Source organism: Pseudomonas rustica (genome assembly GCF_049959085.1).
Lineage (GTDB): Bacteria > Pseudomonadota > Gammaproteobacteria > Pseudomonadales > Pseudomonadaceae > Aquipseudomonas > Aquipseudomonas rustica.
Genome location: NZ_CP188200.1, coordinates 4488865 through 4503367, shown reverse-complemented (window position 1 = coordinate 4503367; position 14503 = coordinate 4488865). Strand labels below are relative to the sequence as shown.

13 protein-coding genes are annotated in these 14503 nt (G+C 58.3%); 6 read left to right on the top strand and 7 right to left on the bottom strand.

Going from position 1 to position 14503, the window contains the following annotated elements; translation table 11 throughout:
* Window positions 1-274: 274 nt before the first annotated feature.
* Both ACP3TY_RS20605 and yaaA read right to left on the bottom strand, forming a co-directional pair.
* A complete protein-coding gene (locus ACP3TY_RS20605; RefSeq protein WP_008087506.1) occupies window positions 275-1591 on the bottom strand; it encodes a nucleotide sugar dehydrogenase in 1317 nt (438 codons plus the stop codon).
* Between the two features lie 810 nt (window positions 1592-2401).
* A complete protein-coding gene (gene yaaA, locus ACP3TY_RS20600) occupies window positions 2402-3181 on the bottom strand; it encodes a peroxide stress protein YaaA (RefSeq protein ID WP_426618367.1) in 780 nt (259 codons plus the stop codon).
* A gap of 266 nt (window positions 3182-3447) precedes the next feature.
* Between yaaA and ACP3TY_RS20595 the strand changes: the two genes are divergently transcribed.
* From ACP3TY_RS20595 to ACP3TY_RS20570, 6 genes are all read left to right on the top strand, one after another.
* Window positions 3448-4572 carry a polysaccharide deacetylase family protein gene (locus ACP3TY_RS20595; RefSeq protein ID WP_426618366.1) on the top strand — a complete coding sequence of 375 codons (1125 nt, stop codon included), beginning with the start codon at window positions 3448-3450 and terminating at the stop codon, window positions 4570-4572.
* 337 nt (window positions 4573-4909) lie between these two features.
* A complete protein-coding gene (locus tag ACP3TY_RS20590) occupies window positions 4910-6304 on the top strand; it encodes a PhoH family protein (protein ID WP_053117311.1) in 1395 nt (464 codons plus the stop codon).
* Between the two features lie 231 nt (window positions 6305-6535).
* Window positions 6536-7009, top strand: a complete 474-nt coding sequence (gene moaC / locus ACP3TY_RS20585) for a cyclic pyranopterin monophosphate synthase MoaC (RefSeq protein ID WP_212544017.1) — start codon at window positions 6536-6538, stop codon at window positions 7007-7009.
* Window positions 7006-7248 (top strand): MoaD/ThiS family protein, encoded by a 243-nt coding sequence (locus ACP3TY_RS20580; protein WP_016985014.1) that lies wholly within the window; start codon window positions 7006-7008, stop codon window positions 7246-7248. Before moaC ends, ACP3TY_RS20580 begins: the two co-directional genes overlap by 4 nt.
* 3 nt (window positions 7249-7251) lie before the next feature.
* The gene (gene moaE, locus ACP3TY_RS20575; RefSeq protein WP_426618365.1) at window positions 7252-7704 is read left to right on the top strand and encodes a molybdopterin synthase catalytic subunit MoaE; all 453 of its coding nucleotides are present in this window, start codon (window positions 7252-7254) and stop codon (window positions 7702-7704) included.
* Window positions 7705-7933: 229 nt separating this feature from the next.
* Window positions 7934-8710, top strand: coding sequence for an ABC transporter substrate-binding protein (locus ACP3TY_RS20570; RefSeq protein ID WP_212544015.1), 777 nt, complete (start codon window positions 7934-7936; stop codon window positions 8708-8710).
* Between the two features lie 84 nt (window positions 8711-8794).
* Here the strand turns inward: ACP3TY_RS20570 and ACP3TY_RS20565 are convergent, their stop codons facing one another.
* The 5 genes from ACP3TY_RS20565 to ACP3TY_RS20545 all read right to left on the bottom strand — a co-directional run bounded on the left by ACP3TY_RS20565 (window position 8795) and on the right by ACP3TY_RS20545 (window position 14135).
* Window positions 8795-9421 (bottom strand): helix-turn-helix transcriptional regulator, encoded by a 627-nt coding sequence (locus ACP3TY_RS20565; RefSeq protein ID WP_064393297.1) that lies wholly within the window; start codon window positions 9419-9421, stop codon window positions 8795-8797.
* 93 nt (window positions 9422-9514) lie between these two features.
* Window positions 9515-10642 carry an NAD(P)/FAD-dependent oxidoreductase gene (locus tag ACP3TY_RS20560; RefSeq protein ID WP_426618364.1) on the bottom strand — a complete coding sequence of 376 codons (1128 nt, stop codon included), beginning with the start codon at window positions 10640-10642 and terminating at the stop codon, window positions 9515-9517.
* Window positions 10643-10814: 172 nt separating this feature from the next.
* On the bottom strand, window positions 10815-11759 hold the full coding sequence (locus tag ACP3TY_RS20555; protein WP_426618363.1) for an ornithine cyclodeaminase family protein: 945 nt from the start codon (window positions 11757-11759) through the stop codon (window positions 10815-10817).
* Window positions 11760-11900: 141 nt separating this feature from the next.
* Window positions 11901-13382 (bottom strand): ATP-dependent RNA helicase RhlB, encoded by a 1482-nt coding sequence (rhlB, locus tag ACP3TY_RS20550; protein WP_159815597.1) that lies wholly within the window; start codon window positions 13380-13382, stop codon window positions 11901-11903.
* A gap of 96 nt (window positions 13383-13478) precedes the next feature.
* On the bottom strand, window positions 13479-14135 hold the full coding sequence (locus ACP3TY_RS20545) for an alpha/beta hydrolase (protein ID WP_053117331.1): 657 nt from the start codon (window positions 14133-14135) through the stop codon (window positions 13479-13481).
* Between the last annotated feature and the right edge of the window lie 368 nt (window positions 14136-14503).

The window sequence follows — 14503 nt, the reverse complement described above, 5'->3', positions numbered from 1 at the left end:
AGCTGCCGAAGGCTGCGATCTTTTGATCTTTGCCGGTTCACTCGGAACTCAAGCGTTGCCGGTAAAGATCGCAGCCCCGTTTCACTCGACAGCTCCTACAGGGCTCGCTGCAATCCGTGAGTCCCTGTAGGAGTTGCCGAAGGCTGCGATCTTTTGATCTTTGCCGGTTCACTCGGAACTCAAGCGTTGCCGGTAAAGATCGCAGCCTTCGGCAGCTCCTACATTTGGGTTCTGTTGCACGGCGTCGCGAGGGCGGCGCCGGGCAACGTCTGCTTTACCAGCAGATACCTTCGGTGCGAGTACCGGCGTCGGTGGCTTTGGCCATGAAGCCGACCAGGTCGATGACCTGTTTGCCATGCGGAGCCTGTTGCGCCAGCGCGCGGAATTTCTCGTCGCGGTTGCCGAGGATGATCACGTCGGAGTTGTCGATCACCGAATCGAAGTCCGCGTTGAGCAGGGACGATACGTGCGGGATTTTCGACTCGATGTAGTCTTTGTTCGCGCCGTGAACACGGGCGTACTCGACGTTGCTGTCGTAGATGCTCAGGTCGTAACCCTTGCCGATCAGCATCTCGGCCAGCTCGACCAGCGGGCTTTCGCGCAGGTCGTCGGTGCCGGCCTTGAAGCTCAGGCCGAGGAGGGCGACTTTGCGTTTGTCGTGGCTTTCAACGATGTCGAAGGCGTTCTGCACTTGCGATTCGTTACTGCGCATCAGCGAGTTGAGCAGCGGCGCTTCGACGTCCAGGGAACCTGCGCGGTAGGTCAGGGCACGCACGTCTTTCGGCAGGCACGAACCGCCGAAGGCGAAGCCCGGGCGCATGTAGTACTGGGACAGGTTGAGGGTCTTGTCCTGGCAAACCACTTCCATCACTTCACGGCCATCGACGCCGACCGCTTTGGCGATGTTGCCGATCTCGTTGGCGAAGGTCACTTTGGTCGCGTGCCAGACGTTGCAGGTGTACTTGATCATCTCGGCAACGGCGATGTCCTTGCGGATGATCGGCGCGTCGAGTTCTTCGTAAAGCGATTGCAGAACGTCGCCCGAAGCCTTGTCGAATTCGCCGATGACGGTCATCGGTGGCAGGTCGTAGTCGGCGATGGCGGTGGATTCACGCAGGAATTCCGGGTTGACCGCAACACCGAAGTCGACGCCAGCTTTCTTGCCGGAGCAGTCTTCAAGAATCGGGATTACTACGTTGGCAACAGTGCCCGGCAATACGGTGCTGCGTACAACGATGGTGTGGCGGGTGGTTTTTTCACGCAGGACAAAACCGATCTCGCGGCACACCGCTTCGATGTAGTTCAGTTCGAGGTCGCCATTCTTTTTGCTCGGCGTACCGACGCAGATCATCGACAGGTCAGTGTCACGAATCGCTTCGGCGAAGTTGGTCGTGCCACGCAGACGACCGGTTTGAATACCCTGTTGCAGAAGTTCGCCCAGGCCCGGTTCAACAATGGGAGATTTGCCAGCGTTGATCATGTCGATCTTGTCTTTGGCAACATCGACGCCAACCACGTCATGGCCCCGTGCAGACAGGCAACCGGCACATACTGCGCCAACGTAACCCAAACCAAATATGCTGATGCGCATCGCAATTACCTCTGTATATATCAGGCCTTAGAAGGCCGGAGTTAATGGTGTTCAGCGTTCACTAGTGCACTCGAAAGTGCGGCTTACAGGCGCCACAATGCCGTGTGCAGGCATACAAAGTTCCGAGTGTCTAAATAAGTGCACTCAAGATGTGCGCAACCAGGCCTTATAGTTATGACTTGCCCTGTTATGCAGCGGATCTTCCTTGTGGAAGACTCAGGTGCATTCGTCTTGCGCGCTTGATGGCGGGCAGGAAGGCCCGTAGATCAAGCGGTTTGGTGCTCAGGCGAGCACGTTTATAGGGGCGCGGCCTTGGCCTTGTAGGGGATATTAATGCTGCGTATCTCCTGTCCTTCAGTGTGCTTTGCGACCGATTAGTCATCTAGGCAAGTTGCTGTGACAACTTGGTTACATGGCTAATTGTCCTACGTAAGTTATCTCGTACAAACTCGGCGAGAATCGTTACCGGTGGTATGAACTACGCATTTGGACATAGTTCCAGTCCGCTCATCGCGCCATCTGAAATTTTTTGAAATATTGACAAAGATGGCACTGGTCTCAATTTGATAGCACTTTCCGTTTCGCCCTTTATTGATAGGGGCGTCATTGCGCTAGATAGTTTTGTGCCACTACCTTGAAAAAATTTACGTGCCACTACTGAAAAAAATGATCAGTGTCGAGTGAAACTAAAATTAGAAAAGACAGGGATTGTTTTCTGGCGCCATAAAAATGGCGAAATCAAGCGAGGGATTTTTGACGTCGTGCGAGCTGCACGACTCTTTATAAAAAGAGTCGTGCATTAGGCATGCTTTATTCGGGGGCGTGGTCGCGCAGAAATACCAGGTTGTCAGGTTTCGACTGTTCGGCGCTGTAGCGATAACCCTGCACATCGAACTGCTTGAGCTGGGCGGGATCGTTGATCTTTTCCTGAATCACGAAACGGCTCATCAGGCCTCGGGCCTTTTTCGCGTAGAAGCTGATGATCTTGTACTGGCCGTTCTTCTGATCCTTGAACTCGGTGTTAATGATCCGCGCGTTCAACGCCGTGCGTTTAACCGCCGAGAAGTATTCGTTGGATGCGAGGTTGAGCAGCACGTCGTCGCCCTGATCGGCCAGCGCTTCGTTCAACCATTCACTGATGCGCGTGCCCCAGAACGCGTACAGGTCTTTGCCACGGGCGTTGGCCAGTTTGGTGCCCATTTCCAGGCGATACGGTTGCATCAGGTCGAGCGGGCGCAGCAGACCATAGAGGCCGGAGAGCATGCGCAGATGCTTTTGCGCGTAGTCGAAATTGGCTTCGCTGAAAGATTGTGCGTCGAGGCCGGTATAGACGTCGCCCTTGAATGCGAGCAGCGCTTGCTTGGCGTTTTCCGGGGTGAACGCGGGCGTCCAGCTGCCGAAACGCGCGGCGTTGAGGCCGCCGATCTTGTCGGACACGTGCATCAGCTCACTGATCTGCGCCGGGGTCAGGTCGCGCAATTGCTGGATCAGTTCCTGAGAATGGTCGAGGTACTGCGGCTGGGTGAAGCGCTGGATCGCCGGCGGTGTTTCGTAATCGAGGGTCTTGGCGGGGGAAATCACCATCAGCATGAAGTCGTCTCCTTTAATCGTGGGGGCGATTCTAGGGGGTTGTCGGTGTTGACTCCAGCTATCAAGCCCATAGGTGATCGACGGCTCACCTCAAACCCCTGTGGGAGCGAGCCTGCTCGCGAAAGCGGAGTATCAGTCGACATCTAAGGTGAATTTGAAATCGCATTCGCGAGCAGGCTCGCTCCCACATGGAAATCGGCGTTGCTGCGGGGAATCGTGTGGGATCAGCTATAGTGCCGCGCGGGTTTTGTTACGGAGACGCCCCTTTGCGTATTGTTCTTTTATTCACCGCGTGGCTGTTGAGCTTCGGTGCCATCGCGGCGCCGGGCGATGTGGCGACGCTGGATCGCAGCACCTGGCCGGAGCAGCTCAGCAGCCCGACGCTGTTCGACGTCGCCTCGCGCGCCGAAATCCTCATGTTCGCCCGGGGCCTGCTCGGCACCGAAGCGCTGGACGAAATCGCGCTGGCCCAGCGCCTCGGCCTGCGCACAGTGAATATCGACGCGGTCAACAGCCTGCGTCAGCGTCTCTGGCAGCGCCTGTTGGCCAACTACAACTACGCCCAGCAAAGCTGCGATCAGGACGCCTCGTTCTGCTTCCTCGTCGAAGACCTGCCGACCCTGCGCGAGCAAGCCGCCAAATTCGTCGTCAGCGATGACAGCTATTACACCAAGTGGGCCGAGCCGAGCCGGATCTTTCATGTGCAGTATCTCGATGAGCTGATGCGCAAGGCCGCGCTGTTTCCGCAGACCAGCAGCGAAGTCGATCGTTTCGGCGACTACGAGCGCAACGGCGACGAGATGCACGACCGGCTGTTTCTGCTGACTTTCGACAGCGCCGCGAATCTGCAACCGGACAATACCGACTGGCTCACCGGCTATCTGCGCAAGGCCAATCTGAGCGGCACGTTCTTTGTGTTGGGCAAGGATATTCAGGCACGCCTGAGCGATCGTTCGGTGAGCAGCCTGCAAACCGAGTTCTCCAGACAGTGCGTCGGCGTGCAGGGCTGGGAGTTCCGCTCCCACAGCCACTGGCAGGACTGGCAGGATTCAGTGCGGCGCAGCGCCGATCTGGTGAAGAACAAACTGCCGGAAAACTACGTGCCGCTGTTCCGTCCGCCGGACGGCCAGCGTCGCAGCGATGCGCAAGGTTTCTTTAACACCCAGGGCCTGCAAGTGGCGCTGTGGGACATCGATGCCCAGGACGGTGCCGGCAAACTCAAGGGTGCGCCGAGCGCGCAACGGGTGCTGACCCTGATGCTGTTGTGGCGTCACGGGGTGATCAATTTCAATATGAAACAGGACGCGGTGAAGACCTCGTTGCCGTGGCTGATCACGCAAACCGCGCAGAGCGGCATCGGTTGGGAAGACTGTCAGGACGCGTTTCGCTGAGAAACGCTAAATGCCCGGAAACATTGGGCTTGGGGTGATTTTTTCAGAGAATTTGCTGCAGGTGGACTTCCGACTCTAACGGTGTCGACGGAGTCCGCCAAGGGCTTTTCGTCACTTTGCAAAATAAACTTAAAAAAACCGTCAAAGTACTTTTTTATGTCATCGGTTTTGGAGTATTACGAAGACAGACCGCCGAAACCTGCAACACAGGTGGCGTCTTCCAAGACCCGTTTGTTTGCAGTCACTTGAATCTCCGCAGGTGAGATTTCGGCAGTCACTTCGAGGCGCAGCACCGCTCAGGTATTGCGTCTACTGGCTCTGACATAGGTGACCGAGTATGGATGATCACGGACGTAGCCCTTCCTCCAACCAGCCAATCCTGTATGTACTCGATACCAACGTATTGATTCACGATCCAAACGCCCTGCTGAATTTCGAAGAACACCACGTCGCGATCCCGATGACCGTGCTTGAGGAGCTGGACAAGCTCAAGAGCGGGCATCACAGCGTGGCCGCTGAATGCCGTCAGGCCATCCGGCTGATCGACAAAACCCTGGGCGATGCGTCCCCGGAAGATGTCGAACTGGGTGTGCCGATCCAGCGCGGCAAGGGCGGGCCGAAGGGCTTGCTGTCAATTCTGATGAGCAAGCAGGCCGAGTCGAACCTGATTCTGCCCGAGCATCTGAACGACAACAAAATCATCAACCAACTGATCGATCTGCACACTCGCGACCCGAAAAAACCGGTGGTGCTGGTCACCAAAGACATCAACATGCGCCTGAAGGCGCGCGCCTGCGGTATCGCCTCCGAGGACTACAGCACCGACCAACTGGTCGACGACGTGTCCTTGCTGCCGAACGGCTACCACAACATGACCGGCTCCTTCTGGGACCGCGTGAGCAAGGTCGAAACCCGTCAGGATCACGGCCGCACCTGGCACCAGGTACAACTGATCGACAACCTGCCGGCCGTGCACATCAACGAGTTCATCATTGATGAACAGGGCTTCGTCGGCTGGATCAAGGAGATTGAAGAAGACCGCCTGCTGATTCTCGACCTGCACCAGGAACCGCTGCTGCACCAGGAAGCGTGGGGGCTCAAGCCGCGCGACATCTATCAAAGTCTGGCGCTGTACGCGCTGCTCGATCCGGACATTCATCTGGTCAACCTGTCGGGTGCGGCAGGCTCCGGTAAAACCATTCTGGCGCTGGCCGCTGCGATCGAGCAGACCATGGTCAGCAAACGTTATCGCCGCATCATTGCCACCCGCAGCGTGCAGGGTCTCGACCAAGAGATCGGTTTCCTGCCCGGCACCGAAGCGGAAAAAATGGAGCCGTGGCTGGGCGCCATCACCGACAACCTCGAAGCCTTGCACATGGATGACGAAAACACCCATGGCAGCGTCGACTACATCCTCAGCAAAGTGCCGCTGCAGTTCAAATCACTCAACTACATTCGTGGTCGCAGCTTCCAGCAAAGCCTGATCCTGATCGACGAATGCCAGAACCTCACACCGCACCAGATGAAAACCATCATCACCCGTGCCGGCGCCGGTTCGAAAGTGGTGTGCCTGGGCAACCTCGCACAGATCGACACCCCTTACCTGTCCGCGACCAGCTCCGGGCTGACCTACCTGACCGAACGCTTCAAGGATTTCCCGAACGGTGTGCACATCACCCTGCAAGGGGTGCCTCGCTCGATCCTGGCTGAATACGCCGAAACCCATCTGTAACTGCATCGTCAACGAAACCGGGCGGCCGCAAAGCCGCCCGGTTTTTTTATGCCTGAACACAAAACCAAATGTAGGAGCTGCCGAAGGCTGCGATCTTTTGATCTTGTTTTTAAAGATCAAAGTCAAAAGATCGCAGCCTTCGGCAGCTCCTACACGGAGAACACCATATTCGTGGGTGCGGAAATTTGACCCGCAGGTTTACAATCCCCGCTCCTGATCAGGAGTAATCCCGTGCTGACTCATCTCGATTCCCAAGGTCGCGCCAACATGGTCGACGTCACCGAAAAAGCCGTGACGTTCCGTGAAGCGACGGCCCAAGCGCTGGTGCGCATGCTCCCCGAAACGTTGCAGATGATCGTCAGCGGCGGCCATCCCAAGGGTGATGTGTTTGCCGTGGCGCGCATTGCCGGCATTCAAGCGGCGAAGAAAACCAGCGATCTGATTCCCCTGTGCCACCCGCTGATGCTCACCGGCGTCAAAGTCGAACTCAGCGCTGACGGCGCAGACACCGTGCGCATCGTCGCCCGCTGCAAACTGTCCGGGCAGACCGGCGTCGAGATGGAAGCACTGACCGCCGCCAGCGTAGCCGCCCTGACCATCTACGACATGTGCAAAGCCGTCGATCGCGGCATGACCATTGAAAGCGTGCGTCTGCTGGAGAAGGTCGGCGGCAAGAGCGGGCACTTTCAAGCGGAGCAGCCATGAACCTGACCGTGAAGTTTTTTGCCCGTTACCGTGAAGCGCTGGGCGTGGATTCGGTGAAGGTTGAAGGTGATTTCGCCACCGTCGATGACGTGCGTGCATTGCTGGCGCAACGGGATGGCGCTGAAGTATTGAGCGAACAGAACCTGATGTGCGCGCGCAATGAAGACCTCTGTCAGCTCGACGAGCCGGTGGTCGATGGCGACGAAGTGGCGTTTTTCCCCACCGTGACCGGAGGCTGAGCCATGGCGATTCGTGTGCAGGCCACGCCGTTCGACCCGGGCGCTGAAGTCAACGCGATGCACGCGGCCAATGTCGGCGTCGGCGCGGTGGTGAGTTTTGTCGGCTACGTGCGTGATTTCAACGATGGACTGGATGTGGCGGGGATGTTCCTCGAACACTATCCGGGCATGACCGAAAAAGCCCTCGGCAAAATCGCCGTCGAAGCCGAGCAGCGCTGGCCGCTGCTGAAACTGGAAGTGTTGCACCGCATCGGCGCGCTCGAGCCGGGCGAGCCAATCGTGTTCGTCGGCGCCGCCAGCGCCCATCGCCGGGCCGCATTCGATGCCTGCGCTTTTGTCATGGACTACCTGAAAACCCGTGCACCGTTCTGGAAGAAAGAAAACACCAGCGACGGCCCGCGTTGGGTTGAAGGGCGGGACAGTGATCATGCAGCGGCGGATCGCTGGAAGAAGTAAATCAAAAGATCGCAGCCTTCGGCAGCTCCTACATTGGGTCGGCATACCCCTGTAGGAGCTGCCGAAGGCTGCGATCTTTTTGCTTCTGCCCCGAATTGACGATTTGTACATATAAGTCCAAGATGGATTTACAAGTACAAAATGCTTCAATCTTGCCGCTCGAAGCTCCCTGCTCGCAGCTGCTCTTCTTCGTCTTGCCAAACCAACAACAACCCGCGAGAGAACGAACATGAAGAAACTCCCCCTCATCACCGGTCTGGCCCTCAGCCTGTTGTCCTGCGCCAGCGTGTTCGCCGCCGAGCAAACCCTGCGCATCGGCATCGAAGCCGCTTACCCGCCATTCGCCTCGAAAACCGACAAGGGCGAGATCGTCGGTTTCGACTACGACATCGGCAACGCCCTGTGCGCGCAGATGAAGGTCAAGTGCGTGTGGGTCGAAGGTGAGTTCGACGGTCTGATTCCTTCGCTGAAAGTGAAGAAGATCGACATGGCGCTGTCGTCGATGACCATCAACGAAGACCGCAAGAAGTCGGTGGATTTCACCCACAAGTACTACTTCACCTCGTCGCGTCTGGTGATGAAAGAAGGCGCCACCGTAGACGATCAATACGCCAGCCTCAAAGGCAAGAACGTCGGCGTTCAGCGTGCGACCACCACCGATCGTTACGCCACCGAGGTGTTCGAGCCCAAGGGCATCAACGTCAAGCGCTACAGCAACAACGAAGAGATCTACATGGATCTGGCGGCGGGGCGGCTGGATGCGATTTTCGCTGACACCATTCCGCTGAATGACTTTTTGACGATGCCGCGCGGCAAGGGCTATGCGTTTGTCGGGCCTGAGTTGAAGGATCCGAAGTACGTCGGCGAGGGCGCGGGGATTGCGGTGCGCAAGGGCAATGCGGAACTGGTCAGCCAGTTGAATGGCGCGATTGATGGCATTCGCGCGAGTGGCGAATACCAGAAGATTTCCGAGAAGTATTTCAAGTCTGATATTTACGGCGACTGATTGAAAAGATCGCAGCCTGCGGCAGCTCCTACAGGGGAATGCGTGCTCCTGTAGGAGCTGCCGAAGGCTGCGATCTTTTGATCTTCAGCCCTTCATTTCCTTCAAATGCTTGTACACCGTCGCCCGCCCCATGTTCAGCACATTGGCCACGTAGTTCGAGGCGCTCTTGCCCTTGAACGCGCCCTCGGCGTGCAGTGCCAGCACCAGTTCACGTTTGTGATCACGGGTCAGCACATTCAGGCTCAACTGCCGCTCGCGCAGCCAGGCGTGGAGGAAGGTGTTGATGCGTTCCTGCCAGTCATCGCGAAACAGTGAGTCCGGCTGCGGGATCAGTTTGCTCGGCGACAGGAACAGATCCAGCGCCGCCTTGGCATTCTCGAACAGCGAAATATTCAGATTGATGCACAGCACCGCCAACGGCAAACCTTCGCTGTCGCGCAGGACGCTGCTCAGGCTGCGAATCTTCTGACCGTCCCAGTTGAGCTTCTCGTACGGGCCAATGTTCCTGTCGCTGACATCCTCGCTGAGCATGTCTTCCAGCGATGAGTCGTCGCCAATCTCGCGTTTCGACAGGTTGTTGGCGATGTAGTCGACCTTCTGCGTGCGCAGGTCGTGCAGCACCACTTCGGCGTGCGGAAAAAACAGCGTGGCGATGGCGTCGGCGATGGCGCGGAAGTTATCCAGCGCCGGATCGAATTCGGGGGCGGTCATGACAGTGGAGCTCCAGGCAGCGTCAGCGCCCCCGTGAACAGGAGGCGCTGCGAGTGTGCCGCAATCCGTTGAGCGAGTCATCCTGACGGGCATTCAAGCGAGGCGGGCAGGGGAGAGCATGGCGCTGCTCAGACCGAAGTTGCGCAAGTGTTCAGGCAAAGGTTCGCCGCGAACCAGCGCCGCGCTGGCCTGGCCCATCGCCGGCGATGTCTGGATGCCGTAACCACCCTGCGCCGCGACCCAGAACAGCCCCGGCACCTGCGGATCGAAACCGCTAAGCAAATCACCGTCGGCGACGAAACTGCGCAGGCCGGCCCAAGTGCGGGTCGGACGGCGGATGGTCAGCGTGGTGGCTTCTTCGATCTGGTAAATGCCCATGGCAATGTCCAGTTCTTCCGGCTGCACGTCGTGGGGTTCGACCGGATCGGCGTTGGCCGGTGAGCCGAGGAACATGCCGGCGTCGGGCTTCATATAGAAGGACTCGTCAAGGCTGACCAGCATCGGCCAGTGATGAATGTCGACGCCTTCGGGGCCGGCGAAGATAAAGGCGGCGCGGCGTTTCGGTTGCAGGCCCAGCGGCTTGGCGCCGGCCAGTGCGCCGATCTTGTCAGCCCAGGCGCCGGCGGCGTTGATAATTACTGGCGCGCTGAAGGTCTTGCCGTTGGTTTGTACGTGCCAGAGGCCGTCGGCGTCGCGGCTCAGGCCGAGCACTTCGCAGTCGGTATGGACTTCGCCGTGGTTGCGACGGATGCCGCGCAGGTAGCCCTGATGCAGGGCATCGGTGTCGATGTCGCTGGCGCTCGGGTCGTAGATCGCGCCGTGGACTTTTTCCCGACGCAGGATTGGCAGGCGCGCGCAGGCTTCGTCGGCAGTGAGCAACTGCATCTCGGGCACCGTGGCTTTGGCGCTGAGGTATTGGTTATTGAGTTCGGCGGGGTCACTGGTGAAATCGACGGTCATTTCGCCGCGTGGTGTCAGCAGCGGGTGTTCACAGAAACCGTTGGGTGGATTATCGAAGAATGCGCGGCTGGCTTGGGTCAGGGCGCGGACTTGCGGTGTGCCGTAAGCTGCGGTGAACAGCGCGGCGGAACGTCCGGTGGAATGATAGGCCGGGTGCGACTCACGTTCGAGCACGATGACTTTGGCCTGCGGCGACAGCCAGAACCCGGTGGAAGCGCCGGCAATCCCGCCGCCGATGATGATGAAATCTGCCTGGCTCATGAAAAACTCCAAAGCTATCGTGGCTCTCTGGGGATCTGCCATTGGCAACTCCCCAATCAGAATGCGATCCCTGTAGGAGCTGCCGAAGGCTGCGATCTTTTGATCTTGTTTTTTTCAGGATCAAGATCAAAAGATCGCAGCCTTCGGCAGCTCCTACAGGGGATTTTTGGTGTTAGTGGGTTAGGTGATAAACCGCATTGGCAAGGGCAATGTCTTCCAGGCCCAAACCAATTGAACGGAAAAACACGTGACGGTCGTAACCCGGACGCTGCACTTTTTCACTGAGCAGGTCAGCGAGGTCACCAACGATCGAGTCCTTGCTCCAGTCATGCTGCTCACTGGCAATCAGCATTTCACCCGCCGACCCCGGCGTGGTCAGCCGATAGTCGCAGAAGACCAGCATGTCGTTGAGGCTCTGCGGCGGCACTTCGTGGGCGCGCGGAGCGTTGGTGCTGATCGAGGTGATCAGCGCCGGTTTGCTCAACTCAGCGGGATCAATCACCGGGCCCGCCGATGAGGTGCAAAGCATGATCACGTCAGCTTCGGCGAGGGCGGCCTCACGGCTGTCGGTGATCTTCAGATTGGGCGTGATGGCTTTCAACAGTGCCTGGGATTGAGCGTCAGCGCACAGGCTTGGCGAATACAGACTGATGCTCTGCCAGTCACGCAGCGATTTCACGTAATGCAGATGCGCCTGGGCAACCTTGCCGCTGCCAATGATCGCCAAATGTTTAGCGCCCAGAGGCGCGAGCGCATCAACCGCCACCGCTGTGGTCGCAGCGGTGCGTGCAGTGGTGAGTTCACCAGCATCGCACAGCAATAGCGGCTGACCGGTTTTCATCGACATCAACAGCGTCCACGCTGTCACCAGCGCACCTTGTTCGCGAACGATGTAGGGCGAGGTCTTCACGCCGTAAACCCCATCCTCGGCCAGCACGCCCAGATAGTTGATGAAGTCGCCAGCACCCTGCGGGAATTCGACCAGTTGCTGCGCCGGCTGCACGGCTTTGCCGTTGGCAAGATCACGAAACAGCTTGCGCAAGATCTGCGGCACATCGATACGCGCCAGCAACTCACGGGCTTGGGCTTGGTCGATCACGTAGGGCGTACTGGACATTTCAGACTCCGCAGACAAAAAAACTAAACTTGTTTGTCCATTATGGACTTTTAGTATTCTTGAGCAAGCTTCTGCGGCAAAAAATCCAGACGAAAAAAAAGCGCAGTCCGTTGCCGGCTGCGCATTCTTTTTTAGCGTCGCTTACTGCTGCGGACGCTTGCGCTCTACCGCACGCAACAAATGCGTCGGCGGCGTTTCACAGCTGATCTTGCGACCGAGCTTCTCTTCGATGGACGGCAACTGATAGGAGTCGTCCTCACCGGCGAAGCTGATCGACACGCCGTCAGCACCGGCACGACCGGTACGGCCGATGCGGTGCACGTAGTCGTCCGGCACTTCCGGCAGGGTGAAGTTGATCACGTGGCTGATGCCGTCGATGTGGATGCCGCGACCGGCAACATCGGTAGCGACCAGTACGCGAATCTTGCCTTCGCGGAAACCTTCCAGAGTCTTGATGCGTTTGTGTTGCGGCACGTCGCCGGACAACTGCGCAGCGTTCACACCGTCGCGCACCAGGCGCTCTTCAATGCGACGGACTTCGTCCTTGCGGTTGGCGAAGACCATCACCCGCTCCCAACCATTATCGTTGACCAGGTTGTAGAGCAGTTTGTACTTGTCGGCACCGGCCACGGCGTAGATGTGTTGCTCGACGTTTTCGTTGGCGACGTTGGTGATTTCGATTTCAACGATCGACGGATCGGTCGTCCACTGCTTGGCGAGGTTCATCACGTCTTCGGTGAAGGTCGCAGAGAACAGCAGGGTCTGGCGTTCGCTTTTCGGCGGGGTCTGACGAATGATCTGGCGGACTTGCGGGATGAAACCCATGTCGAGCATGCGGTCGGCTTCGTCCAGCACCATCACTTCGACCATGTCCAGATGCACGTCGCCGCGCTGGTTGAAGTCGAGCAGGCGGCCCGGGGTCGCGACGAGAATGTCGCAGTGGCGCGCTTCGAGGTGCTTGAGTTGCTTGTCGAAGTCCATGCCGCCAACGAAGGTCATCACGTTGAGGCCGGTGTACTTGGTCAGGTCAGCGGCGTCTTTGGCGATCTGCACCACCAGCTCACGGGTCGGCGCGATGATCAACGCACGGGGTTCGCCCATGTAGCGTTCTTTCGGCGGCGGTGTTTGCAGCAACTGAGTGATGATCGAGATCAGGAACGCGGCGGTTTTGCCGGTACCGGTCTGCGCGCGACCAATGGCGTCTTTGCCGGCGAGGGTGAAACCCAGCACCTGCGCCTGGATCGGCGTGCAATACGGGAAGCCCAGATCCTGAATGGCGTGCATCAGTTCTGGCGCGAGTTTGAAATCGTGAAAACGGGTTTTGCCTTCTTGTGGCTCGACGACGAAATCTTCGAGTTTCCACGGAATGACCGATGCCTTGGGCTTCGGTTCGCGACGCGGTCTGGCCGGTTTCGGCTCTTCACTGCGCGCAGGCTCGGCGGCGATGGGGGCGGCCGGAGCGGGTTGCGGGTCTTGCTTCGGTGCTGCTACGGCAGCGGGGCGGTCGGCCTGGGGCGCATCGTGGCGATGACCGGGGGCGTGCGACGGCGCACTGGGAACTGGCGCGAGCTGCTCAGCCTCGCTTTTACCGAACATTTTCTTGAGTGCTTCGAGCACGGTCATCTCATCAATTGGTTAAGGAATGTACGCCGGCCAGTGTAATGCAAGAAACGGGCGCGGCGTAGTGTGATGATCAACGGGCAGGCAATGCTGTCGCGATTAGCGCAGACGTTCGCTCAACCAGACGCCAATGTCGCGAATTTCTTCGGGTAACACTTCGTGCTCCATTGGGTATTCCTGCCATGTCACGGTGACACCATGCTTCACCAAGTGCTCGTAAGCACTGCGGCCCATCGAGTTCTGCACCACGTTATCGAACTGACCGTGCAGGCACAGCACCGGAATCCGCTGCTGGCTGGCCGATAACTCCAGCTCATCACTGAACGTCGGTGCATACGTCGACAACGCCAGCACGCCACCCAACGGCCCCTGCCATTTCAAGAAAGCGGTGTGCAACACCACGGCACCACCCTGGGAAAAACCGGCGAGGAAAATCCGCGAGGCGTCTATTCCGCTGGCGCGCTCGTTTTCGATCAATTCGATGATGCGATCGGCAGACGCTTCCAGCTCATCGCGATCGATCGCCCGCGCCGGGCTCATGGCTTTGATGTCGTACCAGCTCGGCATGGCATATCCGCCATTTATCGTCACTGGACGGGTCGGCGCCTGCGGCAACACAAAACGTGTGCTCAACAGGCTTTCCTGCAACGCCTCGGCCACCGGCAGGAAGTCGTAGCGGTCGGCGCCGAGGCCGTGCAGCCAGATCACGCAGGCGTCTGCGGGCTTAACAGGCTGAAGAATCAAGGGCTCGGTCATGGCTGCTCCAATTGTGTGCGGGCGCTCTCATTGAGTGCGTGATTGAAGGGCGCGCCCGATTGATCTGTTAAGAAGATGTCGCAAGGGTACAAGTTTTGCTATTGACCTGTCGCTAAAGCGCTTCAGCGAACGGTGTGGTACGGGCTTTGCTATGGCTTCAGGCGTGCAACCGATCTCGCGCCTGGCGGTAACACTATCAGTGTACCCCGTGGGCCGGGATTGCAAAAAATCCGGTGATGGATGTTCGCCAAGGGCCGCTACGGGCTTCGCGAACGTGAAAGGGCTACCGCCCGTTCGGCCGATTGGTGAGAAGTGAGTGATCCATTTTGTGGATCTTCTCCTACTAGACTCATAGCGAAGGTCTTACG

Excerpts from the sequence above, each read along its gene's own strand:
- ACP3TY_RS20545 (WP_053117331.1), bottom strand. The coding sequence starts at position 14,135 with ATGACCGAGCCCTTGATTCTTCAGCCTGTTAAGCCCGCAGACGCCTGC.
- ACP3TY_RS20565 (WP_064393297.1), bottom strand. The coding sequence starts at position 9,421 with ATGACCGCCCCCGAATTCGATCCGGCGCTGGATAACTTCCGCGCCATC.
- ACP3TY_RS20555 (WP_426618363.1), bottom strand. The coding sequence starts at position 11,759 with ATGTCCAGTACGCCCTACGTGATCGACCAAGCCCAAGCCCGTGAGTTG.
- moaE (WP_426618365.1), top strand. The coding sequence starts at position 7,252 with ATGGCGATTCGTGTGCAGGCCACGCCGTTCGACCCGGGCGCTGAAGTC.
- rhlB (WP_159815597.1), bottom strand. The coding sequence starts at position 13,382 with ATGACCGTGCTCGAAGCACTCAAGAAAATGTTCGGTAAAAGCGAGGCT.
- ACP3TY_RS20605 (WP_008087506.1), bottom strand. The coding sequence starts at position 1,591 with ATGCGCATCAGCATATTTGGTTTGGGTTACGTTGGCGCAGTATGTGCC.
- ACP3TY_RS20580 (WP_016985014.1), top strand. The coding sequence starts at position 7,006 with ATGAACCTGACCGTGAAGTTTTTTGCCCGTTACCGTGAAGCGCTGGGC.
- ACP3TY_RS20570 (WP_212544015.1), top strand. The coding sequence starts at position 7,934 with ATGAAGAAACTCCCCCTCATCACCGGTCTGGCCCTCAGCCTGTTGTCC.
- yaaA (WP_426618367.1), bottom strand. The coding sequence starts at position 3,181 with ATGCTGATGGTGATTTCCCCCGCCAAGACCCTCGATTACGAAACACCG.
- ACP3TY_RS20590 (WP_053117311.1), top strand. The coding sequence starts at position 4,910 with ATGGATGATCACGGACGTAGCCCTTCCTCCAACCAGCCAATCCTGTAT.
- ACP3TY_RS20560 (WP_426618364.1), bottom strand. The coding sequence starts at position 10,642 with ATGAGCCAGGCAGATTTCATCATCATCGGCGGCGGGATTGCCGGCGCT.